The organism is Planococcus liqunii (assembly GCF_030413595.1).
Taxonomy (GTDB): Bacteria; Bacillota; Bacilli; order Bacillales_A; family Planococcaceae; genus Planococcus; species Planococcus liqunii.
This window is the reverse complement of the sequence record NZ_CP129238.1, coordinates 3439761-3460105: the sequence shown is the minus strand read 5'-3', so window position 1 is coordinate 3460105 and position 20345 is coordinate 3439761. Positions and strand designations below refer to the sequence as shown.

General features: G+C 46.9%; 23 protein-coding genes. 13 read left to right on the top strand and 10 right to left on the bottom strand.

The features are described 5' to 3' along the window. A complete protein-coding gene (locus tag QWY22_RS17130) occupies nt 1–675 on the bottom strand; it encodes a lysophospholipid acyltransferase family protein (protein WP_300982026.1) in 675 nt (224 codons plus the stop codon). Next, nucleotides 672–1424 (bottom strand): carotenoid biosynthesis protein, encoded by a 753-nt coding sequence (locus QWY22_RS17125; RefSeq protein ID WP_300982025.1) that lies wholly within the window; start codon nt 1422–1424, stop codon nt 672–674. Before QWY22_RS17125 ends, QWY22_RS17130 begins: the two co-directional genes overlap by 4 nt. A gap of 470 nt (nt 1425–1894) precedes the next feature. Here QWY22_RS17125 and QWY22_RS17120 point away from each other — a divergent pair, with 470 nt between their 5' ends. From QWY22_RS17120 to QWY22_RS17105, 4 genes are all read left to right on the top strand, one after another. Further along, on the top strand, nt 1895–2737 hold the full coding sequence (locus QWY22_RS17120; protein WP_300982024.1) for a MurR/RpiR family transcriptional regulator: 843 nt from the start codon (nt 1895–1897) through the stop codon (nt 2735–2737). Nucleotides 2738–2803: 66 nt separating this feature from the next. After that, nucleotides 2804–3640, top strand: a complete 837-nt coding sequence (locus QWY22_RS17115; RefSeq protein ID WP_300982023.1) for a transporter substrate-binding domain-containing protein — start codon at nt 2804–2806, stop codon at nt 3638–3640. Between the two features lie 20 nt (nt 3641–3660). Continuing rightward, nucleotides 3661–4326, top strand: coding sequence for an amino acid ABC transporter permease (locus QWY22_RS17110; RefSeq protein WP_036805157.1), 666 nt, complete (start codon nt 3661–3663; stop codon nt 4324–4326). Nucleotides 4327–4339: 13 nt separating this feature from the next. After that, nucleotides 4340–5062: an amino acid ABC transporter ATP-binding protein gene (locus QWY22_RS17105; RefSeq protein WP_036805155.1), complete on the top strand. Its 723-nt coding sequence runs from the start codon at nt 4340–4342 to the stop codon at nt 5060–5062. 115 nt (nt 5063–5177) lie between these two features. On the opposite strand, the gene QWY22_RS17100 is transcribed toward QWY22_RS17105, so the two are convergent. Beyond that, nucleotides 5178–5591, bottom strand: coding sequence for a hypothetical protein (locus tag QWY22_RS17100; RefSeq protein WP_300982022.1), 414 nt, complete (start codon nt 5589–5591; stop codon nt 5178–5180). Between the two features lie 176 nt (nt 5592–5767). Between QWY22_RS17100 and QWY22_RS17095 the strand changes: the two genes are divergently transcribed. After that, nucleotides 5768–6067 carry a cupin domain-containing protein gene (locus QWY22_RS17095; protein ID WP_300982021.1) on the top strand — a complete coding sequence of 100 codons (300 nt, stop codon included), beginning with the start codon at nt 5768–5770 and terminating at the stop codon, nt 6065–6067. Between the two features lie 132 nt (nt 6068–6199). Here the strand turns inward: QWY22_RS17095 and QWY22_RS17090 are convergent, their stop codons facing one another. After that, the gene (locus tag QWY22_RS17090; protein ID WP_300982020.1) at nt 6200–6916 is read right to left on the bottom strand and encodes a DUF6904 family protein; all 717 of its coding nucleotides are present in this window, start codon (nt 6914–6916) and stop codon (nt 6200–6202) included. 11 nt (nt 6917–6927) lie between these two features. Further along, the gene (gene rluF / locus QWY22_RS17085; RefSeq protein WP_300982019.1) at nt 6928–7635 is read right to left on the bottom strand and encodes a 23S rRNA pseudouridine(2604) synthase RluF; all 708 of its coding nucleotides are present in this window, start codon (nt 7633–7635) and stop codon (nt 6928–6930) included. Between the two features lie 230 nt (nt 7636–7865). Here rluF and adh point away from each other — a divergent pair, with 230 nt between their 5' ends. The 4 genes from adh (at nt 7866) to QWY22_RS17065 (ending at nt 11354) form a co-directional block, all read left to right on the top strand. Continuing rightward, nucleotides 7866–9389: an aldehyde dehydrogenase gene (adh, locus tag QWY22_RS17080; RefSeq protein ID WP_300982018.1), complete on the top strand. Its 1524-nt coding sequence runs from the start codon at nt 7866–7868 to the stop codon at nt 9387–9389. Nucleotides 9390–9488: 99 nt separating this feature from the next. Continuing rightward, entirely contained in the window at nt 9489–9851 is a 363-nt protein-coding gene (locus tag QWY22_RS17075; RefSeq protein ID WP_224074697.1) for a DUF779 domain-containing protein, read from the top strand. 728 nt (nt 9852–10579) lie between these two features. After that, nucleotides 10580–10774, top strand: a complete 195-nt coding sequence (locus QWY22_RS17070; protein WP_224074868.1) for a hypothetical protein — start codon at nt 10580–10582, stop codon at nt 10772–10774. Then, the gene (locus QWY22_RS17065; protein ID WP_300982017.1) at nt 10767–11354 is read left to right on the top strand and encodes a Fic/DOC family protein; all 588 of its coding nucleotides are present in this window, start codon (nt 10767–10769) and stop codon (nt 11352–11354) included. The genes QWY22_RS17070 and QWY22_RS17065 overlap by 8 nt, the downstream gene beginning before the upstream one ends. A gap of 36 nt (nt 11355–11390) precedes the next feature. Here the strand turns inward: QWY22_RS17065 and QWY22_RS17060 are convergent, their stop codons facing one another. Further along, complete coding sequence (locus QWY22_RS17060; RefSeq protein WP_300982016.1) at nt 11391–12203, bottom strand: AAC(3) family N-acetyltransferase; 813 nt, start codon at nt 12201–12203, stop codon at nt 11391–11393. A gap of 91 nt (nt 12204–12294) precedes the next feature. Between QWY22_RS17060 and QWY22_RS17055 the strand changes: the two genes are divergently transcribed. Continuing rightward, nucleotides 12295–12777, top strand: coding sequence for an acyl-CoA thioesterase (locus QWY22_RS17055; RefSeq protein ID WP_300982015.1), 483 nt, complete (start codon nt 12295–12297; stop codon nt 12775–12777). Nucleotides 12778–12972: 195 nt separating this feature from the next. Beyond that, complete coding sequence (locus tag QWY22_RS17050) at nt 12973–13176, top strand: hypothetical protein (protein WP_300982014.1); 204 nt, start codon at nt 12973–12975, stop codon at nt 13174–13176. Between the two features lie 49 nt (nt 13177–13225). Here QWY22_RS17050 and QWY22_RS17045 read toward each other — a convergent pair whose 3' ends face one another. From QWY22_RS17045 to QWY22_RS17035, 3 genes are read right to left on the bottom strand one after another with little or no spacing between them, the layout of a single operon-like run. After that, complete coding sequence (locus QWY22_RS17045) at nt 13226–14245, bottom strand: SEC-C metal-binding domain-containing protein (RefSeq protein WP_300982013.1); 1020 nt, start codon at nt 14243–14245, stop codon at nt 13226–13228. 49 nt (nt 14246–14294) lie between these two features. Next, nucleotides 14295–14819, bottom strand: a complete 525-nt coding sequence (locus tag QWY22_RS17040; protein ID WP_300982012.1) for a GNAT family N-acetyltransferase — start codon at nt 14817–14819, stop codon at nt 14295–14297. Between the two features lie 11 nt (nt 14820–14830). After that, the gene (locus QWY22_RS17035) at nt 14831–15733 is read right to left on the bottom strand and encodes an acetamidase/formamidase family protein (RefSeq protein WP_300982011.1); all 903 of its coding nucleotides are present in this window, start codon (nt 15731–15733) and stop codon (nt 14831–14833) included. Between the two features lie 131 nt (nt 15734–15864). Here QWY22_RS17035 and lepB point away from each other — a divergent pair, with 131 nt between their 5' ends. Together lepB and QWY22_RS17025 are read left to right on the top strand one after the other, a co-directional pair. Continuing rightward, nucleotides 15865–16398: a signal peptidase I gene (gene lepB / locus QWY22_RS17030; protein ID WP_300982010.1), complete on the top strand. Its 534-nt coding sequence runs from the start codon at nt 15865–15867 to the stop codon at nt 16396–16398. A 291-nt stretch (nt 16399–16689) separates the two neighbouring features. Continuing rightward, nucleotides 16690–19059, top strand: a complete 2370-nt coding sequence (locus tag QWY22_RS17025; protein WP_300982009.1) for a purple acid phosphatase family protein — start codon at nt 16690–16692, stop codon at nt 19057–19059. A 114-nt stretch (nt 19060–19173) separates the two neighbouring features. Here the strand turns inward: QWY22_RS17025 and QWY22_RS17020 are convergent, their stop codons facing one another. After that, nucleotides 19174–20337, bottom strand: coding sequence for a pyridoxal phosphate-dependent aminotransferase (locus tag QWY22_RS17020; RefSeq protein ID WP_300982008.1), 1164 nt, complete (start codon nt 20335–20337; stop codon nt 19174–19176). Nucleotides 20338–20345: the final 8 nt, after the last annotated feature.

The window sequence follows — 20345 nt, the reverse complement described above, 5'->3', positions numbered from 1 at the left end:
CTATTCCCTCCTTCCTGTAAATTTCCGGAACGCAGCAGTATTTTCAGAAACTGCCTCGCTTTTCAACTGATCGAGCTGTTCTGTAATGGCTCGTTCAATGGAGCCGGTTTTCTCTTTTCTTGCTGACCCTGGAATTTCTGCGTAGTAGAAAGGGGTGCCTTGCTGTACCCATACTTCGGGTTTACGCTCGTGCCGGAACGAATAATAAAAAGAGACGGGAATGGCTGGAACATCCGGACAGTGCTCCATCAAATAAGCGATGCCGGTGCTGAAGCCGAGCGGCCGGATTTCCTGATGGAATTCTTCGCCTTGCGGAAAAAGGATGACGGTTTTGCCGCTTAGCAGCAATTGCTCCGCATATTGCAGAGAAGCCAAAATATCTTTTGGCTTGCTGCGGTTGATGGAAAAAGCCCCAAGGTAACGGAAAAATCCATAGCGTTTCAGCCCTTTTTCATCCATCATCATATGGACATCGTGGCGCCAAACACTGCGGTTCAGGAAAAAGAACAACAGGCCATCCCACCAGGAACTGTGATTCGCGATAAAAAGAACTGGCTCGGACGGGGGCTGAACAATACCTTTGCCGAACACATTGGCAAAAGATCGGCGAATCAGTGGGTTCAAATACAGCTCAAAGGCATTCTCAAACAGCGGCATTTTTTTCGCTTTGATCATATTGGCCTCCTTTTCTGTGCCAGTGCAACGAACAATGCGGAAAGCAGTGTTGTAAGGACAGCTGCCAGCCATAAGCCGCCGAGCACTGCGAGCAGCACGAACATCGCGGTAATCAGTATGTACAGAAGAACCATCCGCTTTTCAAGCAGGCCGTAACTTTTCGTGCCGGGCTGTCTTTTCATCAGCCTGTCGATTAGCAGGTGAAGAATAGATGCGAGGATAAACCAGCCGGTAAAATTTGTCCAAGGGATATCATAATAAAACCCGCTGTCTTCCCAGATCCAATAGCCTTTCAATAAATAAGCGACTGGGTCGATGATCAAATCCATAATGACAGCGCCTAACCCGCCGGCAACGGCATATTTCCATCCTCCTTGAGGAAAAATGGACAAAGCCAGGACATGGGTGGTTGCCATGACCATCAGCCAGGCAAAACCGATTGCAATCGGCACGCCGAAAAGGTTAGGGGCGAAACGTTCCGTATAATCATAGGAACCGAACAGGAAATCCACACTAGCTCCTGCCCCTTCCACAATAAAGGTCACTACAAAAATGACGATGCCAAGAATGCTGCCGGCAGTTTTGCCGAACTTCCGGAAGAAATAAAGGAAGCCGAGCGTGCCGGCGAGCATTAGGAAGAATGCGTTTGCCCATTCAAGCCATGGCGGCAGCAAGTCAAAACTGAGCAAGATGATGCCGATGCAATACCAAACAATGAAAAGCCGGAAAATACGTGTATCCCAAACCATACGTCTCCACTCCAATACTATTCTTATATGAATATTATATTTTTATTCTACTCATAGTTCCTTTTAAAATCTATCCATACCCTTTGTTACCCTTTATTCGTTCCAAAAGACGGATATTCCTATTATTTTTCCGAAATAATGGAGAACTGTGTTTAAAGCAAATGAAGCGAGGGAATATTTTCTAAAAATTAACGATGAAGTATATCCTGCATTTCTTGAATTCGATTTTCCCCTCTTTTATTTAAAGATTTAATTTTCTTTTGGCGACGTATTTTTCATAGGACAATTTAAACCAAAAAAGATCTTCGGCGTAATACATAAAAGAACAAACCAATAGAAAACCATTAGATGTAAAATTATCCATAAGAAAAAAGATTCAAAGAATATTCAGAGAAGTGTTGCAGGTTTTCCTGCAAAAGGTTACACTTTTTATAAGTATTTGAGTAACTTCTTGTTTTGGAGGGGATGTAATGCAGGATTTACTGCGTAGCGTGTCGGAATCTTATGAACATTTTAGTTCCGGCCAAAAGAAAGTCGGTGATTTGTTTTTTCGTGAGCCTATTTTTCTGGCATTCTCCTCCGCACTCGAAGTTGGAAGAAGAGTGAACGTCAGTGAATCCACAGTGATTCGCTGGACACAGAAACTGGGGTATAAAGGGTATGCGGAATTCCAACAAGTTGTTCAGCGAAAACTCGCAGAAGACCGGCTTGAACAGACCGAACAGGAAGCCCGTCCGCTAAATGCTGACCAGTCATTTCTGGAAAATCTGTTTGATGCGGAAATCGCAAGCATCGTCAAGCTCAAGCAGGCGATGAAGGAAGATGTGCTGCTTCAGGCAGTCGATTTGATCAGTTCGGCTAATCGGATTTATGTAACAAGCGATTTTTTCGATTATGGATTGGCGCATTGGTTCTCAGGGTGGCTGGATATGACGGTCGGATCCACGGAAATGATTTTTCCATCAGACCGGCATTACTACAGCCAGTTGGCTAAACTTGAGCCGGGAGATATTTTGATAGCCTTTGTGTTTCCCCGCTATACAAAAATGGTTGTGGAAACCGTGCAATCTGCCAAAGAACGGGGAGCAGGCGTTGTGTTATTGACCGATTCTTCCAAATCGCCCGCTGTCAATTTTGCGGACATCTCACTGACTGTCGATGTAAGCACCAATTTGAATATTGATTCTTACACAGCAGTCCATGCCTTGCTGACCTCTGTGATGCGCTTTGTTTATGTCAAAGAACATGCCAAGGTAAAAGAAAACCTGGCAAGGCTTGAAGCTGTATACAACGATAAGAATATCTTTTATTAAAGCAGGTAAGTCCCGAAACGCTTCGGCGCTTTGGTCATTTATAAACAACGAAAAGGGGAGAATAAGATGAAAAAGAAATTATCATTTTTAAGTGTAATTTTTTCAGCAGGATTGTTATTGGCAGCTTGCGGAGGATCAGAAGACTCATCCGGTTCGGAAGGATCAAGCACTGAAGGCGGAGGAAATGAGCTCGGCCTATTGGAAGAAGGCAAGTTCACTACAGCAGCCAGCGGACTTTATAAACCATTCAATTATGAAGAAGGCGGAAAGCAGACTGGTTTTGATATCGAAATCGGTGCTGCATTAGCAGAAGAAATGGGATTGGAGCATAACCCGGTAACAAATCCATTTGAAACGATCATTCAAGGTTTGATTGGCAAGAAATATGACGCCGTTATCGGATCTATGGCTATTACGGATGAACGTGCAAAGACGGTTGCATTCTCAGACCCTTACTACTTGTCAGGCGGCAAGATCTGGGTGGCTGAAGGCAATACCGAAATCAAGGAGCCGGCAGACCTTGAAGGCAAAAAAATCGGGATTGTTGCCCAAACGACATATGAACCAGCTGCTAAAGAATTTACGGACGACATCGAGTACTACAACAGTGATGTTGTCGCTTTGCAGGAATTGGAGCCAGGGCGCGTAGATGCAGTCATAACGGCTGACGTTGTCGGATTTGAAGCTCAAAAAGCCGGATTGAAAATCAAAGATATCGGCGAAAACTTATGGATTGAAGAAGCAGCAATTGCTGTGCGTCCGGAAGACAAAGCGCTATTAGAAGAAATCAACAAAGCATTGGATGCAATCATCGAGAATGGAACATACGCGGAAATCTCTGAAAAATGGTTCGGCACGAACCTTCTCGAAGTGGAAACAGAAGGAATTGAAGTTCTGCGCTAAACTGAGAGAGGGGAATAGGCATGGAGACCATTCAGACGATATTTGATATTTTTAAAACGACTTATCCGGGCTTTTTGGAAGCCGTCATCATTACGCTCGAACTAACAGCGATTTCGATTGTTCTCGGTACCGTGCTGGGCTTGGTCTTTGCACTGATGAAAATATCGAAATCCAAGATCCTGCAAGGCATCGCCAATCTGTACATCACGATTATTCGGGGAACTCCGTTATTGGTTCAAATCATGTTCTTGTATTTCGGGATCACCCAGATCATCGTTTTGGATAACTTCTGGGCAGGCGCGATTGCGCTCGGGGTGCATAACGGGGCATATATTGCCGAGATATTCCGTGGTGCCATCCAGGGCATTGATTATGGACAGACAGAAGCAAGCCGGGCTCTTGGTATGACAAACAACCAGGCGATGCGGAGAATTGTTTTTCCGCAGGCGCTGCGCCGCTCTATTCCGCCGCTTGGCAATCAGTTTATCATCACCCTGAAAGATTCTTCTCTTGTTTGGATGATCGGGGTAGCGGAGCTGTTTTCCGTGGCCAACCGTTCAGCAGCGAGTTCATTTAAGCAATTTGAAACATTTATAGTAGTCGGTTTCTATTACTTAGTTCTGGTTATGATTTTCACGTATATTGTCAGATGGTATGAAAACAGACTGGATGTAGACAAAGCGTAAAGGAGGACACATCATGATTATTGGAGAAAACATCCATAAGTCCTTCGGGGATTTGGAAGTGCTAAAAGGCATCGATCTGCATGTGAAGCCGCAGGAAGTGGTTGTTCTTGTCGGTGTCAGTGGATCGGGCAAAAGTACGCTCCTGCGCTGTTTCAACTTTTTAGAAGAAATGAACAGCGGGAAAATTACGATTGACGGCAAAGTCATCAATCCGAAAAAAGACAAGCTGGCGGATGTTCGCGCCGATGTGGGAATGGTGTTCCAGCATTTTAATCTTTTCCCGCATAAAACGGCTTTGGAGAACGTGATTGAAGCACCTGTCACAGTAAAGAAGATGGACAAGGAAAAAGCAAAACAGCTCGGCATGGAACTGCTTGAAAAAGTAGGGCTGGCAGAAAAAGCAAATGTTTATCCGAGCAAGCTTTCAGGCGGTCAAAAACAGCGTGTGGCAATTGCCCGGGCGTTGGCGATGCAGCCGAAAGTTCTGCTGTTTGACGAACCGACATCGGCACTCGACCCGGAATTGGTCGGGGAGGTGCTGCAGGTTATGAAGCAGCTGGCGGAAGAGGGCATGACGATGGTTGTCGTCACGCATGAAATGAAGTTCGCCAAAGAAGTGGCCGACCGCATTATTATGCTCGACAAAGGCGTCATCATCGAATCGGCCGATCCCAAAACCTTTTTCGAAAACCCGAAAAATGAGCGGACGCGCCAATTTATCCAATTAGTCCAGTAACATCAGCAAACGATTTAGGCCAAAGGAATCCGGTGCCAGGACCGGATTCCTTTTGTCATGAAAAAACCCAGCTCAAGAATGAACTGAGCTGGGTTTTTAATGCGCCGTTCAACCTTTAATCCACTTCAATTACAGAAGCTGAAATAAGCGGCATGTCTTCTTCTGCTACGCCGTCGTAGATTCCGTGGACAGTCACCGCATCACCTGCTTCGACTGGTGTTTCGGCCATATTGCGGACAAACACCTTCTCTTTGCCGTCCGTTAGGATAAATGCGGGAAATGCACCGTCGTCGGTCAATTCTTCCACGTTTCCGGCTAAAATGACAGCTGCCCCTTCAGCTACGTCACCGCCTGCCAATGCGCTGAATGTAGTAGGTTCTGCTTCATCGACATCTTCTGGAGCGGTTGGATCCAATTCACCCTCCGGAGCCGTGACTTCGGTCTGGCCTTCTTCCGTAAGCTCTGCGTTTTCACCGCCGCAAGCCGCCAAGCTTAAAATGAGCAAAAATGGAATAAATCGTTTCACCATATCTATTCAACTCCCGATCTTATTGATAAGTTTTCTTATAAGAAACATACCCTTTGGCAAGTCACTGTTAAACGGAAACTGGGGAAACCGCCAAGAAGCACTTAAAGCATAAAGCAAACGGTTGGATCTAGAGGTCTACGGGTATAGTTAAAGGACAAAAGAAAGGGGATGGGGAAATGGAGTTGATTGCTACTCCTTATCACTTGAATGATAAAACGAAAAAGATTCAGCCGGTACTTAATGTAGAAAAAACGAAGATCATTAATATCCAGCTGCAAACAGGAGAGACCATCCCGGAGCACGCAGTGGATGCAGATGTCACCATTATTGCAAAAAGTGGAAAAGTGAATTTTACTGTCGAGGGAGAAACTGTGGAAGTGTCTCCGCAGCAGGTTCTATATATGGCCCCGCTTGAAAAGCACAGCCTGGCAGCGTTAGAGGCAAGTGATTTAATGGTTATTCAAACCAAACGCTGAAAAAAGGAATGCCTTAAAATGATGAAGGCCAACTCCGTTACGGCGGAGGAATAGAAACAATCGAATTTTAGTTAAAAGCAAGAGGCTGGCGCATAAGTCGAATAATAGACTTATCGGCCAGCCTTTTTGATTTTACCACTCAATTTCATCCGGGTATTCTGCCTGAAGCCTGACTTCGTGAATAGGCACTTTATTGGGGTTCGCAGCTTCCAGCACCTGATTGCGGAATGCCAGATAGTCGTTGTCTTGCATGGCAATTTTCAGGGCTACAGCAGCCAGGCTCTTTTCACGCTGTTTTTTCGGCATGCCGATAAATTTTAAATTTAAGAAGTCAATGTATTGAATGGCGTATTCTTCCACTGGAGCCGCTTGCTGGAACGCTTTTAAGATTGCCTGATATTCTTCTTCGGGAACTTGGCCGTGCAGGCAGTCGAGCACCAATGACTGAAAACGGCCAATGACGTGCAGATGGCTGTTCCAGTCCGGGAATTTTGCGTCTTCGCGGTGGAGCCGGACAAAATCTTTCAATGCAATGGCAGCATACAGGATTTCCGGCCACAGCACTTCAGTGGAAAAATAAATATTTTTATCCGGAGCAATAAAGCTGTGCTGTTTTTTGGTATGGTCATGCAAGCCGTTGAAAACAGATTCCACATTGCGGTCTCCTTGTGCAGCATGGCGGATTTCGTAGGAAATTCCGAGAATCCGCATGCGCGAGCCGGCATAATCGTAGTATTTATTCTCATCGCCGATCACATGGTAAATCGCCTGGTTCAATTCGTCGAGATCAAAGTAATCACCGCTTATTTTAACGCCTGTATGGTTCGGAGTATTTGTCATTGTAAGCATTCCGGATTCTCCTATCGTTTCGGTTTATAGTCCAACGCTTTAAACAAATCCTTGCGTTCTTTATCGGTCAAGTCCCGCCACTCGCCAACCGGCAAATCGCCAAGATGAATGTTCATGATCCGGATCCGCTGAAGTGCCCGCACTTCATAGCCCAGCGCGCTGCACATCCGGCGGATTTGCCGGTTCAAGCCTTGCTGCAAAACAATACGGAAAGAGTATTTGGACAATTTCTCTGTTTTTGCAGGCAAAGTTTTCGTGTCGAGAATTTCCACGCCTTCTGCCATTTTCTTCAGGAAAGACTCGGTTACCGGCATATCCACACGAACGATATACTCTTTTTCATGTTCGTTTTCTGCCCGCAGGATTTCATTTACAACATCGCCGTCGTTGGTCAATAAAATAAGGCCTTCTGAATCTTTGTCGAGACGGCCGATATGGAAGATCCGCAACGGGTGATTGACGAAGTCAACGATATTCCCTTTAATGTGGCGTTCTGTTGTACTGGTGATGCCGACAGGTTTGTTAAGGGCGATATAAACGTATTCCTGATCCGGTTGTTCGATGACTTTGCCATCGACACGCACTTCATCGCCAGGCTGGACTTTGCTGCCAAGTTCAGCGGGCTGGCCGTTAATTGCAACGCGCCCATCTTCAATGAATTTATCCGCTCCGCGTCTTGAAGTAATCCCTGTTTCACTTAAAAACTTATTTATTCTCATAAAAAAATCCCTTCGAATGCATATTTCTTTTCACTGTCTTTATTATACCCTTATAGGCCTTTAAACAAAACGGCAGAACAGAAGGGAAGGCAGTTTCCAAATAAAAGGTTGCAATTTTCCGATAAATTTGACAATATAGAAGGGAAGCCGTCTCGATGCTTTGCATCTTTTGTTCTACAGGATGTAAGCGCATACAAAGAGGCAATCCAATTATAAGGGGAGGCAACATAATGGTATTGTATTCAGCTCCAAACACAGAAGGCGCAAAAAGCAGATTTAAGGAAAGATATGAAAATTATATAAATGGCGAATGGCGTGCACCTGCCAAAGGCCAGTACTTTGATAATGTGTCGCCGGTAAACGGCAAGAAATTCACGGAAATCGCCCGTTCGACAGCGGAAGACGTAGAAGCGGCGCTGGATGCAGCACATGCAGCCAAAACGGCATGGGGCACCACTTCCACTACAGAACGTTCGAATATCCTGCTTAAAATTGCAGACCGTATGGAACAGAACCTGGAAATGTTGGCTGTAGCGGAAACTTGGGACAACGGAAAAGCGGTCCGGGAAACTTTGAATGCGGATTTGCCATTGGCAATTGACCATTTCCGTTATTTTGCCGGCGTGGTCCGTGCACAGGAAGGTTCAATCAGCCAAATCGATGAAGATACAGTAGCCTACCATTTCCATGAACCGCTTGGAGTTGTGGGACAGATTATTCCTTGGAACTTCCCGCTTTTAATGGCTACTTGGAAACTTGCACCAGCTCTGGCCGCAGGCAACTGTGTTGTGCTAAAACCGGCTGAGCAGACTCCAGCGAGCATTTTGGTGTGGGCTGAACTGGTTGGCGACCTGCTGCCGCCGGGTGTGTTGAATATCGTAAACGGATTCGGCCTCGAAGCCGGAAAACCGCTTGCTTCCAGCCCGCGCATCAGCAAAATTGCCTTTACCGGCGAAACGACAACAGGCCGGATGATTATGCAATACGCTTCTCAGAACCTGATTCCGGTAACTTTAGAGCTTGGCGGCAAATCGCCGAACATTTTCTTCAAGGACATCATGGACGAGGATGACGCCTTCCTTGATAAAGCGATCGAAGGCTTTGTCATGTTCGCCTTAAACCAAGGCGAAGTATGCACATGCCCTTCACGTGTGCTGATCCAGGAAGACATTTACGAAGCCTTCATGGAGCGCGCCTTGAAACGCGTAGCCGCTATCAAGATCGGCAACCCGCTTGACCCTGAAACGATGATGGGTGCCCAAGCTTCCCAGGAACAGATGGAGAAAATCATGTCGTACCTGGATATCGGCAAGCAGGAAGGCGCTGAAGTGTTGATCGGCGGCGACCGCAATATTTTAGAAGGCGACTTGGCAGAAGGCTACTATATTAAGCCGACTGTTTTCAAAGGCGACAACAAAATGCGCATCTTCCAAGAGGAAATTTTCGGACCGGTGGTATCCGTGACGACGTTCAAAACGAAAGAAGAAGCGCTTGAACTTGCCAACGATACTTTGTACGGGCTGGGCGCAGGAATCTGGACACGCGACACCAATACCGCTTATCGCTTCGGGCGCGGCATCCAGGCTGGCCGTGTATGGACAAACTGCTACCACCAGTATCCAGCACATGCGGCATTCGGCGGATACAAAATGTCGGGAATTGGCCGAGAAAACCACAAAATGATGCTTGACCACTACCAGCAGACGAAAAACATGCTGGTCAGCTACAGCGACAACAAACAAGGATTCTTTTGATCCACTCCTGATGGCGTAACTGCCTTATTAGGATTGCTAAAAATCCTTAGGACATTTCAGCAAAACCAATTTTCTCTTTACCAGAAAGAAGGGGTACAAATGGTCGAACGCGTAACCGCAACGGACGAGGCGCTCGAACTGATTGAACTGCTGAAACAAAAGCACGGACCGGTGATGTTCCATCAATCAGGCGGCTGCTGCGATGGCAGCTCTCCTATGTGCTATCCGGAAGGCGATTTGTTTTTGGGTGACCAGGATGTGCTGCTCGGGGAAATCGGCGGCAGTAAATTCTATATGCACAAAAACCAATTTGACTACTGGAGCCATACCCAGCTCATCATTGACGTCGTTGAAGGGCGGGGCGGCATGTTTTCTCTTGAAGGGGTGGAAGGCAAGCGGTTTTTAACAAGATCGCGTGCATTCACATCGGAAGAAACAAAAGAATTGCAGCAGCAAAAATAAGGAGAACCGGATGCAAAAGCATCCGGTTTCAGACTGTAGACAAAGTGTAACTTTAATGAATAGTAAAGGATAAACCAACCGGACCGGCCACTTCGCTTTCCGTGGGCTCAGCCTCAGTCTCCTCGTCGCTGAAAAACATGTGCTCCTGCATCGCTGCGCTAGCTTCGTCGCAAAGGATTGGCCTCACTGCCTTCGGCCAATGCCTTTCCTGCCGGGGCCTTCAGCTTTCGCTGGTCCCACAGGAGTCTCCGTGGCCGGACCGGTTGAGGCACCTCTCTTTGATTTGATCGTGAATGTGAATCAGATTGAAGCTTAAACAGACAGCTCAAGAGGCAAAGCGACACCTCTGGATAGCCTTCATGTTCAGAATCCGGAGTGGAAGCCGGCGACTCCAGCGGGACAGCGAAGTGCCGAAATCCACTCGGGACGTAAGTTCCGAGTTAGTTCGGCGCGAGCCCGCGGAACGCGTCCGGCTGAAAAGGAGGATTCGGGTTGCCCTATTGTATGTTCATTCATTTCTCACACGTAAAAATTCTTTCGTCTACAAGCTCGAACCGGATGCAAAAGCATCCGGTTTTTCTTGTTTTTTGCACACTATTCTTCTTATTTTCTACATGCATTTTTTCTTGTTTTTTAAAGAGATTTTAAGCCCGAAAACCGCTCTAATCCGGGGTTCACAATGGAAATCCGGGCCGAAAAATGCTATAATGGGAGAATGAAAGGTGGTCATGATTTTGACGAAATTAGTGAACCGGGTTTCCCGTGAACAAGCCAACCATGCGATTTCCTATGCGTCACATTCGCTTACCACTGAAGGTTTTAACGTGACAAATGAGGATCAGAACTTTGTTCGGTCGGTCTTGACTGGTGAACAGACGGAAGCACAATTCCACCGGGCCATTAAGACAAAATTCAATGTCTAAGTACCGGCACTCTTCCATGTATTGTTATCCCGATTCGGACGTGTTGATCAATAAGTTTAACTTGTTGGATGAGGAAAAGCTGAAAGAGCTGGAAACGGTGTATGCGCTTTTCCGCCTTTCTGAACTGAAGATCAATAAGCCCGCTGATCCGCTTGATCGGGAAGCATTTTTGGATATTCACCGCAGCATTCTGCAGGATGTCTATCCATTTGCCGGTGAACTTCGGCAAGAGATGATCTCAAAAGGATCTTCTTCGTTCGCCCATCCAAAGTTTATTGAACCGGAGTTGTACAAGATCTTTGAAGAATTGGCGAAAGAGAATTATTTGAAGGATTTGCCCCGAGAGAAATTCATCCCGCGGCTCGCTTATTTTTTGGCGGAATTGAATGCCCTGCATCCTTTCCGTGAAGGAAATGGGCGCACGGTGCGTGAATTTGCCCGGCAATTGTCTTTGAACGCCGGCTACCAGTTGGAGTGGGAAAGGATTCCAGAGCCTGCTGAAATCATCAATGCTTTTGTGGACTCATTTAATGCTAATAATGAAAGACTAGAAAAATTATTGGATGAAATCCTTTCTTAACAAAAGCCGGTCCCTGAGGGCCGGCTTTTGTTCATGCTATTTTTCAATCGGAGCCGGATGTTTTTGCAGCCATTCGATGCCGAATTCGACCAGGGGCCGCATTTCCACGAGTTTTACTTCTGCCTGCCCAAGCGTCCCGGTCGCAATTTCCCCCCGGTAGTCTTTTACCAGTTCCGGGAACCGGTCTGAATCCATGTCAACGCAATCAAAGGTCTGCCAGACGCGCTGGCCATTGACTTTCACTGCAGCGCCTTGCGGGGAGCTGGACCGTGTTTCCTGGACAAATTCTGCATAATGCAGCGCAGTGCACGAATCAAAGCCGGTGCCGATCAACAGGATTTTTACATCGCTTTCCATCATCTTGGCAAGGGGAGATGTTTTACCGAAGGAATCGTCAATCGGTTGTTCACTCATCCAGTACGCAGCCTGTTTGCCGTTAGCGATAAACGAATGCGCAGGGTGAGGGCTGCGAATGGTTTCGGGATGGCGGTGGAAACATTCCGCGATTTTGCCCATTCCACGGAGTTCGCTTAAATGCGGATCGTAAGCTGGAGCGTAGTCACGGAACGGCTGATGCCAGTTTTCCGGTATCGGTGGATTCATCCAGTAAACCGGATCGGAATTGTCTGCGGACTGGGAAGGCATGACAAGGGTTCCTTCGCCGGTAATGGTTTCCAATAAGGCTTCTACTACCGCTTGGGCGCCGCCGGCTATCCAGCCCATCGATTTTAACGAAGAATGAACAATCAGAGCATCGCCGGCTTTAATGCCCAATTGATGAAGCTGTTGTTTTAATGTATCTTTCGATTGGAATTCAGGTGTATTTAAAATATGCAGAAATTCAGTCATTTGTATTCCCCCTTATGGTTAATATACCATAGCCAGAAAGCTTGCCGATTTCGTTTTTGCAAGTTAGCATGAAGAAGAAGGAGTGTTATAAATGGAAGGTAGAATGATGAAAGAATCCCGGACGATCCAGACGAAATTGGTGCTGCCGCCGGATACAAACCATATGAATTCGATTTTTGGCGGAAAGGTCCTTGCCTATATTGATGAAATCGCCGGCATTACAGCGATGAAGCATTCGCGCCGCCAAGTTGTCGTTACGGCTTCGATTGACTCTGTCGACTTTTTGTCATCAGCGCATGTGGGCGATGTACTGGAACTTGAAGCCAATGTAACATCGACGGGGCGCACTTCAATGGAAGTGTACGTCCGCGTCAAATCCCAGAATTTGCAGACCGGTGAAGAAAAGCTGACAACCGAGTCATTTTTGACGATGGTCGCGATGGGCGACGATGGAAAACCGACACCGGTGCCGTCAGTCATTCCGGAATCTGAAGGGGAAAAGCTGTTTTTCAATACGGCGCCTGCCCGGAGAGAACACCGGAAAATGCGTGTGAAAACACCGCGGACGAATTAAAAAAAGCAATTTTGAAGCTGTGGATAAGAAATGGTAAAAAAGTTATCCACATGTGAATAAATGCCTTTATCGCCATTAGTCCACAGAAAAAAAGGATAACTTTTTGATTTTGTGCATAAACCGTTATTAAAATGGCTATTTTCAGAAAATGGCTGTTGATAAGCTGTTTTCTGAACCGCTTGAGGAGTTGAGGGAATGGAGACCTTTTCAAAAGGAGTGGCTTTGTTTTTCTTTGCAGCGGGCATCATTTTATTGATTTTAACCCTTTTGAATTACGGCATCGGTTTTGCAGCAGCCGATTGGCTGAATCTCTCTTTTTGGCGGCTTTACCTGTTTCTGGCCGTGACCGGGATACTGGTTTATATATTGATCCGGTTCCGGAGAAAAGAAGGGAAATAATTTCAAAAAGACCATAAAAAAGCAGCCGCAAAGGCTGCTTTTTTATGCTTTAATTTTTTGCTAGCAGTTCTTCGAAATAAGAACCGAATTCTTTAGAGCGTTTCAAGATGGTGCTTGAAGAAACATTGAATTTTTCGCTTAAATCTTTTGGCGCAAGCATTGGCCCTTTAATCAGTTCGTGATCCTGCAGGAATCTCCAGTAACCGGCAACAAGTGCTTCCGGTTTTTGGACAGTCGGCTGCTGGCTCACCAGGTAACTGTTCAAGATGCTCGTGACGTTGTCGACAGTTTCTGCGTCAAAGTCTGCTTGGTCAATATGCTTGCGAAGTTCAGCCATCACGGATTCGTGCTCAGGCGAAAGCTCAATGCTTTCATCCACTGTGCCGGTTGAATACTTAACGATGCTTTCAACCACTTCGAGGTAATGCTCGTGTACATATTGAGTGCCATCTGTTGCATTGGCAGATGCCATTTTGGCTTTTAGCTGCTCAAAGAATGGATTGAATTCCCCCACAACCGTCAGATAACCATTCAAGAACAAGGCGCCGTCTTCACCGATGCGTGCATCCGGAAGCAAAATAGCCAGTAATCCTTGGCCGTCCTGCATATCGGTCGGCGGCTGGTCTGTCATTTTATAAACGTCTCCAGTGAAAGCATCTTTAAATTGAGCAGCTGCTTCGTCACCTTTGACGTATTGTCCAAGGAATACCCGGACATTTTTCCAGTTTTCAAGAACTTCTTGAGTAGTTGGGCGTTGAGCAAGGTCAATGTGCTTCACTAAAAACTCCTGCCAAAGCTCCGGTTTTTGCATAAACAAGAAGTTTTCGATGACGAATGCTTGCGCATCATTTTCTGCCATCGATTCCATTAAACGGGGCTGCCAAGCCTGCTGAAGCTCGCGGAAAGCCGGAAGTTGAGCCTGGTTTGGATTTTCTGAAAAGAATTGCTGGCGAACTTTAAAAAGTTCATCGTTTACTAGATCGTTAATGGACACGGATTGTTCTTTTCCGTGGCATTTTTTGTATTTCTTGCCGCTGCCGCATGGGCACGGATCATTTCTTCCTACCATTCTAATCACCTACATTTTTTCTTGAGTGTAACACAGAATGGCGTTTCGCTCAAAAGTCGGACGATTCTGACGCTAATTTTCCATATAAATACATATTATGGCGTTTGCCGTCGCGCTGCAAAAACTCCCGGAAAACGCCTTCTTTTTGAAAGCCCAGCTTTTCATACATAGCAATTGCCGGCTGGTTGTAATCGAACACAGTAAGCTGGAGCCGGTGAAGATTCAATTCATTCCAGGCATAATACATCATCAGCTGCATGGCGTCGATGCCGTAGCCATGTCCCTGGAATTCAGGTCCGAGGGCAATGGACAGCCATCCGACACGGTGCGTCCACTCGATATCCTCAATGGCACAGACGCCCATAAAGGTGTCAAGGCCAAGCGGACGGATGGCAAAACGGAAGTCCCGGTCCGAATGTTCGTTGAACCAGTCAGCGGCCTGTTTCTCGGACAACTCACGGATGGGGCTGGAATTGTAGTTGCGGGCGAAGCCTGCTTGGCCATTCCACTCCCGGTAATCCTGCAAATCTTCAGTTCGCATGGCGGTTAAGCGAACTTTTTGTCCTTTAAACATAATGGGCCTCCTCAGTTGAATAGTTGAATGCTGAGAGAATCAAGTACATGCTGCGGCACAAAAAAGCGCACCGTAACGAGTGGATCGACAACTTGGCTAATTTGGGCTTCGCCTGCAGCGCTCATCAGCATCGTCATTTCGCTCACGGTCATATCGGTATGCGGCAGCAGCAAGTCAATGGTTTCTTCAACAGCGATTTTGACCGCTTCATCAAGCGTCATGGCCGAAACAAGGATGGCGAAGCCGTCCGCGTTCTGCAGAATCGGAAATTTGGAATGGATTCCTTTGATGACATCAAAAGTGACAGTGGCGCGTCCCGGCACTTCAATTCCCGACACACTGACTTCTCCGTCGCCCATGGCAGCGTGGAAATCGCCTAAGGCAAACAGCGCACCTTCTGCAAAAACCGGAAAGTAGAGCGTCGCGCCTTTGGTGATCAGTTTGGTATCCATATTGCCCCCGTGCGGGCCCGGAGTGCCGCAGGACACCGGTTTGCCTTCAGGAGCAACGCCGATTACGCCGATCATCGGATTCAGCGGCAAATGCAGTTTGTCGCTGAATATGGCTTTGCCGTCCTGGATCGGAATGATTTTTGACTCCATCGCTTCCATGCGGTGGCCCATCACTCCGAGTTCCGGCCCCGTTACCATGACACCCTGATTTCCGATTTCCAGGTCATCAATTGTCACTTTCAGCAGATCTCCAATGTCTGCTCCTTCAATGAAAATCGGTCCGGTTGCCGGATTGATTTCGTTCCAGTCGATTGCCGCCACTTCCTGATCTGCTGATTGGATTTGATTCTTAAAGCAATCGTAAGTTTCAATAACGATCGTTTCTCCCGGTTTGGCGTTCATAACAGGGGGATTCAGCGATGAAAAACTGTAAATGACATCTTTTGTCGGCAAGGTTTTCATAGTTTTCTGCTCCTTTTTTTATAATATTTACACAATTGTAGCAAGACAAAAGGTGAATAGCAAAAGGCAAAGTGCATGCGGACGGATGCTATAGTATGATAAAAAGAGAAAAAGGTAAGAGAGGGATGGCTATGAACGAAGATGCGATAAACGATCTGATTGCCTGGATGAAAATCATCATTTTGACGGCTGCCATTGTTCTGCTGTCCCGCCAATTTTTGTTTGAACCGGTAGCGGTGCATGGACAATCGATGATGCCCACATTTGAAGAAGACGACAAAGTCATCTTGAGCAAAATCAGCAGCATCGATAATTTTGACATGATTGTATTTGTGGCTCCGGATCAGAAAAATTACATCAAACGGGTAATCGGGATTCCGGGAGACCGGGTGGAGATGAAAGACGACCAGTTGTACTTAAACGGCAAACCGGTAAATGAACCTTATCTTGAAGAAAACCGGCAATGGGCGGAAACGAATGGTTATCCGAAGCTGACAACTGATTTTGGGGAATTTACCGTCCCGGGGGAATGCTATTTCGTGTTAGGCGACAATCGCTTAAACAGTGTAGATTCCCGCATGATCGGTTTTATTCTGGAAGAAGCAGTAATTGGGGAAGTGAAGTTCCGGATTTCTCCAATAGACCATATTGGAACCGTCAAATAAGAATCAGTTGTGCTGCAAAAGCTCGGAAATTTCCGGGCTTTTTTATTTTTACGTAAATAATAATGGGTTTATTTTCATATATCCCGGTTAAATGAAATAATTAACGGCTTTCGTCACATTTATAGGGCTTATTGGTAGTCCAAGAATCCTAGTCAACACTTTCAATTCATCAAATTTCATGTATAATAATATGAAAAGTCAGAAAACTATTTGGAATTTCTTCATTTTATACACCGAAACTATGCATTTTTAATTGCAAAGCAGACGAAACGACAGCTGGGAGCGATGAACATGGCAAGAACACCTGGAACTTCGAAAGCAGCAAAAACCATTTGTTTGGCAGCCTTTGGGCTTTTAATCGCATTTCCTTCTTTTACGCCGCATGCAGAAGCGGTGCTGAATGGAGCGTCTGAAAAAGAGGCGTTCAGTACGTGGAGCAGCGAGGCCTTTCTGGAAAGAGCCGGACTTGGGATATACGGCCCCGTTGAGAAAGTGGCAGACAAGCAGCGGCAGTCTTATCAGGATAAATTATATGCGTCCTTAAACGTCTGGGATGAAGAATTCCTGGCCTTATATGAGAAAAAAGATGTTTACCCTGCAGTCTCCATCGCCTTTGCGCCCGGAGCTGATGAAACAAGCTTTAACTTTTCCTGGTATTCTCCAAAAACAAATACGCCGGGCGTAATCGAGTTCGCAAAGGCTGAAAGCGGTGTGCCGGCCGAATTTCCGGAAGGTGCCGCTTCGGTCCAGGCAACCTTGGACAAGGCATCGTTCGGTTTTACAGCGCATGAAGCGGAGATTACCGGCATTGAAGCGGACTCGGAGTATATCTACCGCCTGGGAGACGGCAAGGGCAATTGGAGCGGACCTTACAGCTTTAAAACGCGCAATACGGATTCGTACAACTTTCTGCTGATGGGCGATCCGCAAATCGGCGCTTCCGGCAATCCGCATGAGGATAGACAGGGCTGGGAAAACACATTGAACAAAGCGCTTGAGAAATTTCCCGATACGAGTTTTATCCAGTCGGCAGGCGACCAAGTGGACTATCGAAGTTCGGAAAAAGAGTTTGCCGCTTATTTTGCGCCGGACGCTCTGCGCCGATATCCGACCGCTACTACGGTCGGCAATCACGACTACAACGAATATTACGAATTTCATTTCAATGTGCCTAACCAAAACCCCAAATTGGGAAATTACGATAATTCAGGCGGCGACTATTATTTCACTTACGGCGACACGCTGGTCATGAATTTGAACTCCAACAATGAAAATGCGAAAGAACACATTCAATTTATGGAAGAAACGATAGCCGCCACTGCCGGGCAGGAGTTTAAATGGAAGTTTGTCGTATTCCATCATTCCATTTACAGTGCGGCTGCCCATTCCGATTCGGAAAACATCATTAAGCTGAGAGAGAGCCTGGTGCCGGCTATCGATGAACTGGACATTGATGCGGTACTGATGGGCCATGACCATTCCTATGTGCGCACATACCAGATGAAAGCATTGCAGCCGCTGAAAAACCAGATGGTGCAGGACGGCGCCGCAGTGAACCCGGAAGGCACGGTTTATTTTACCGCCAACTCCTCAAGCGGCAGCAAATACTACGGCATTGAGCCGGAAACGGAGCCTTATTCAGCGGTGCGGGAACAGTTGGAAGAAACCACTTTCACAAACATAGATGTAACTCCGACAAGCCTCGAGTTCACGACGTATCGTACAGATACATTGGAAGCGGTGGATTCTTATAAAATCATCAAAGATCCTTCAATCGCCGTTGAGATTCCGGCACTGGAGAAAATAGCGATGGCTTCAACGGGAACGGTATTGCCAACCCGAGCCACTTCGTTTTACCCGGAAGTGGATCTTGATGTGAAAGGGACGAACGTCGAGGGCACGCAATACGATATTCTGCCGGATCAAGTCAATTACCGGAGCAGTCCAGAAGGCCAGCTGACTTTCGGGAAAGATGGGAAAGTGGCGCTGGCCGATACTGCAGAGCCGGGGGAAGTCAAGGTTTGGGCGGAAGTGGTAATCGGAGGCAAGACATTTAAATCTGAAGAACTCACGCTTTCCGTCGTGGACCACGAAGAGCAGAAAGTCGTCGAGAAAAACAGCGAGTGGTCCTACCTGGATGACGGTTCCGATCAAAGTACGGAATGGAGCGAGCCGGAATTTGACGACAGCAGCTGGGAAACCGGAGATGCGCCGCTGGGTTACCCGGAAGGGGATGAGCATGAAGGATTCGGTGAAATTCAGACGGTCGTTGAATTCGGCCCGGAAGAATACGATAAGTATGCCACCACTTATTTCCGGACCGAGTTTGAACTAGCCGATCTGTCTGCAGTTAAAGACCAGGGATACATTGAATTTACGGTCGACGACAGTGTTATCCTGTATTTGAACGGAGAAGAAATCGGCCGGTTTAATCTGCCGGAAGGCGACATCTCCTATGACGATTATTTATATGATGTAGCAGATAAAAAACTGGCGGAACCGGGAAAAGTGGAAAGAATCCAGTTGGATCAAAGCCTTTTGGATAACCTGGTTGAAGGCAAAAACGTCTTATCCGCGGAAGTTCACCAAGACGATGCCCAAAGCTCCGATTTGTACTGGGATATGGAAATGGTTATCGCAGTCGACCCGGAAAATGACTAAAGCGAGTTTGCTGCAATCTTCAATGAAGGAATAAATGAAAAAGCTCAGCCGAAAACATCGGCTGAGCTTTTTAGGTTGGTGAGAAACCATGAACGTTGCTGAATAGAGCATGGTTTAGAATAAATTCAGTTTTTCAATCCGTGAAATCGCTTCTGCAATCCGTGCTTCGTCCACAAGCAAGCCAACTCGGATATAACCTTCACCGCTTTCGCCAAAGCCGCTTCCGGCAGCTGTTGAAATATTGGCGTGCTCGAGCAGGTAATCCGCGAATCCGACACTGGTAAAGCCTTTTGGAACCGGCAGCCAGGCGAAGAAAGAACCTTTCGGGGCTTCAATCTGCCAGCCGATGCGCGAACATTCTTCTTTTAGAACGGCGCGGCGTTTTTCGTACATGGCGACTAGTTCAGTAACGCATCGCTGATCGCCGGTCAGTGCTTCCGCCGCGGCCAGCTGAAGGGCAGGGGAAAGGCCGGCAAACAAATGGTCCTGGATAAGATTCAACCCTTCTATCATTTTTGGATTGCCTACCGCAAAACCGATGCGCCATCCCGCCATATTGTAGGTTTTCGACAAGGTATACATTTCAACCCCTACATCTTTCGCTCCGTCGGCTTGCAGGAAGCTTGGCGGTTTGAGGCCGTCAAAACCGACAGCCCCATAGGCAAAGTCATGGACAATCGCCAACTCATTTTCTTTGGCGAATGCCACCGTATCCTCGAAAAAGCGGGCAGTAGCGACGGCCCCTGTTGGATTGTTCGGATAGTTCAAGTACATCAGTTTGGCTTGCTCTTTTACCGCATAGGGAATTTCTGCATAGTCCGGCAAAAAGCCGTTTTCTGCTTTCAACGGAAAAGTTTCAAATCGGGCTTCCGCTAAAGGGGTGCCCGACAAGTAATCCGGATAGCCGGGATCAGGCAGCAGCATTAACTCGCCTGAGTTCAGAAAAACAAGCGGCAGTTCAACCAGGCCGATTTTGGTGCCGGCAAGAACGGCCACTTCTGTGTCGGGGTCGATGTTTACATCATATTCGCGTTTATAGAAATCTGCAGCGGCTTGGCGCATTTCCGGGATCCCGCGGAAAGGCGAGTATTTGTGGTTTTTGGGATCGGCCACTGCTTCTTGCATCACTTGAATGATATGTTCCGGCGTCGGCTGATCAGGATTGCCTTGGCCTAAGTTGATAATGTCCCGGCCTTCTGCCAATGCCTGGCTCGTTTTTGCAGCCAGTTTTGAAAAAAACTGCGTCGGCAGCTGTTGCAGTCGATTTGAAAATTCCATTAGTGAGT

Bases quoted from the DNA above. Each gene is read 5' to 3' on its own strand.
- QWY22_RS17110 (WP_036805157.1), top strand. From the start codon at position 3,661: ATGGAGACCATTCAGACGATATTTGATATTTTTAAAACGACTTATCCG.
- QWY22_RS17060 (WP_300982016.1), bottom strand. From the start codon at position 12,203: ATGACTGAATTTCTGCATATTTTAAATACACCTGAATTCCAATCGAAA.
- QWY22_RS17065 (WP_300982017.1), top strand. From the start codon at position 10,767: ATGTCTAAGTACCGGCACTCTTCCATGTATTGTTATCCCGATTCGGAC.
- QWY22_RS17090 (WP_300982020.1), bottom strand. From the start codon at position 6,916: ATGCTTACAATGACAAATACTCCGAACCATACAGGCGTTAAAATAAGC.
- QWY22_RS17045 (WP_300982013.1), bottom strand. From the start codon at position 14,245: ATGGTAGGAAGAAATGATCCGTGCCCATGCGGCAGCGGCAAGAAATAC.
- QWY22_RS17025 (WP_300982009.1), top strand. From the start codon at position 16,690: ATGGCAAGAACACCTGGAACTTCGAAAGCAGCAAAAACCATTTGTTTG.
- QWY22_RS17130 (WP_300982026.1), bottom strand. From the start codon at position 675: ATGATCAAAGCGAAAAAAATGCCGCTGTTTGAGAATGCCTTTGAGCTG.
- QWY22_RS17055 (WP_300982015.1), top strand. From the start codon at position 12,295: ATGGAAGGTAGAATGATGAAAGAATCCCGGACGATCCAGACGAAATTG.
- QWY22_RS17100 (WP_300982022.1), bottom strand. From the start codon at position 5,591: ATGGTGAAACGATTTATTCCATTTTTGCTCATTTTAAGCTTGGCGGCT.
- lepB (WP_300982010.1), top strand. From the start codon at position 15,865: ATGAACGAAGATGCGATAAACGATCTGATTGCCTGGATGAAAATCATC.
- rluF (WP_300982019.1), bottom strand. From the start codon at position 7,635: ATGAGAATAAATAAGTTTTTAAGTGAAACAGGGATTACTTCAAGACGC.
- QWY22_RS17115 (WP_300982023.1), top strand. From the start codon at position 2,804: ATGAAAAAGAAATTATCATTTTTAAGTGTAATTTTTTCAGCAGGATTG.
- QWY22_RS17105 (WP_036805155.1), top strand. From the start codon at position 4,340: ATGATTATTGGAGAAAACATCCATAAGTCCTTCGGGGATTTGGAAGTG.
- QWY22_RS17070 (WP_224074868.1), top strand. From the start codon at position 10,580: ATGATTTTGACGAAATTAGTGAACCGGGTTTCCCGTGAACAAGCCAAC.
- QWY22_RS17050 (WP_300982014.1), top strand. From the start codon at position 12,973: ATGGAGACCTTTTCAAAAGGAGTGGCTTTGTTTTTCTTTGCAGCGGGC.
- QWY22_RS17020 (WP_300982008.1), bottom strand. From the start codon at position 20,337: ATGGAATTTTCAAATCGACTGCAACAGCTGCCGACGCAGTTTTTTTCA.
- QWY22_RS17125 (WP_300982025.1), bottom strand. From the start codon at position 1,424: ATGGTTTGGGATACACGTATTTTCCGGCTTTTCATTGTTTGGTATTGC.
- QWY22_RS17035 (WP_300982011.1), bottom strand. From the start codon at position 15,733: ATGAAAACCTTGCCGACAAAAGATGTCATTTACAGTTTTTCATCGCTG.
- adh (WP_300982018.1), top strand. From the start codon at position 7,866: ATGGTATTGTATTCAGCTCCAAACACAGAAGGCGCAAAAAGCAGATTT.
- QWY22_RS17040 (WP_300982012.1), bottom strand. From the start codon at position 14,819: ATGTTTAAAGGACAAAAAGTTCGCTTAACCGCCATGCGAACTGAAGAT.
- QWY22_RS17075 (WP_224074697.1), top strand. From the start codon at position 9,489: ATGGTCGAACGCGTAACCGCAACGGACGAGGCGCTCGAACTGATTGAA.
- QWY22_RS17120 (WP_300982024.1), top strand. From the start codon at position 1,895: ATGCAGGATTTACTGCGTAGCGTGTCGGAATCTTATGAACATTTTAGT.
- QWY22_RS17095 (WP_300982021.1), top strand. From the start codon at position 5,768: ATGGAGTTGATTGCTACTCCTTATCACTTGAATGATAAAACGAAAAAG.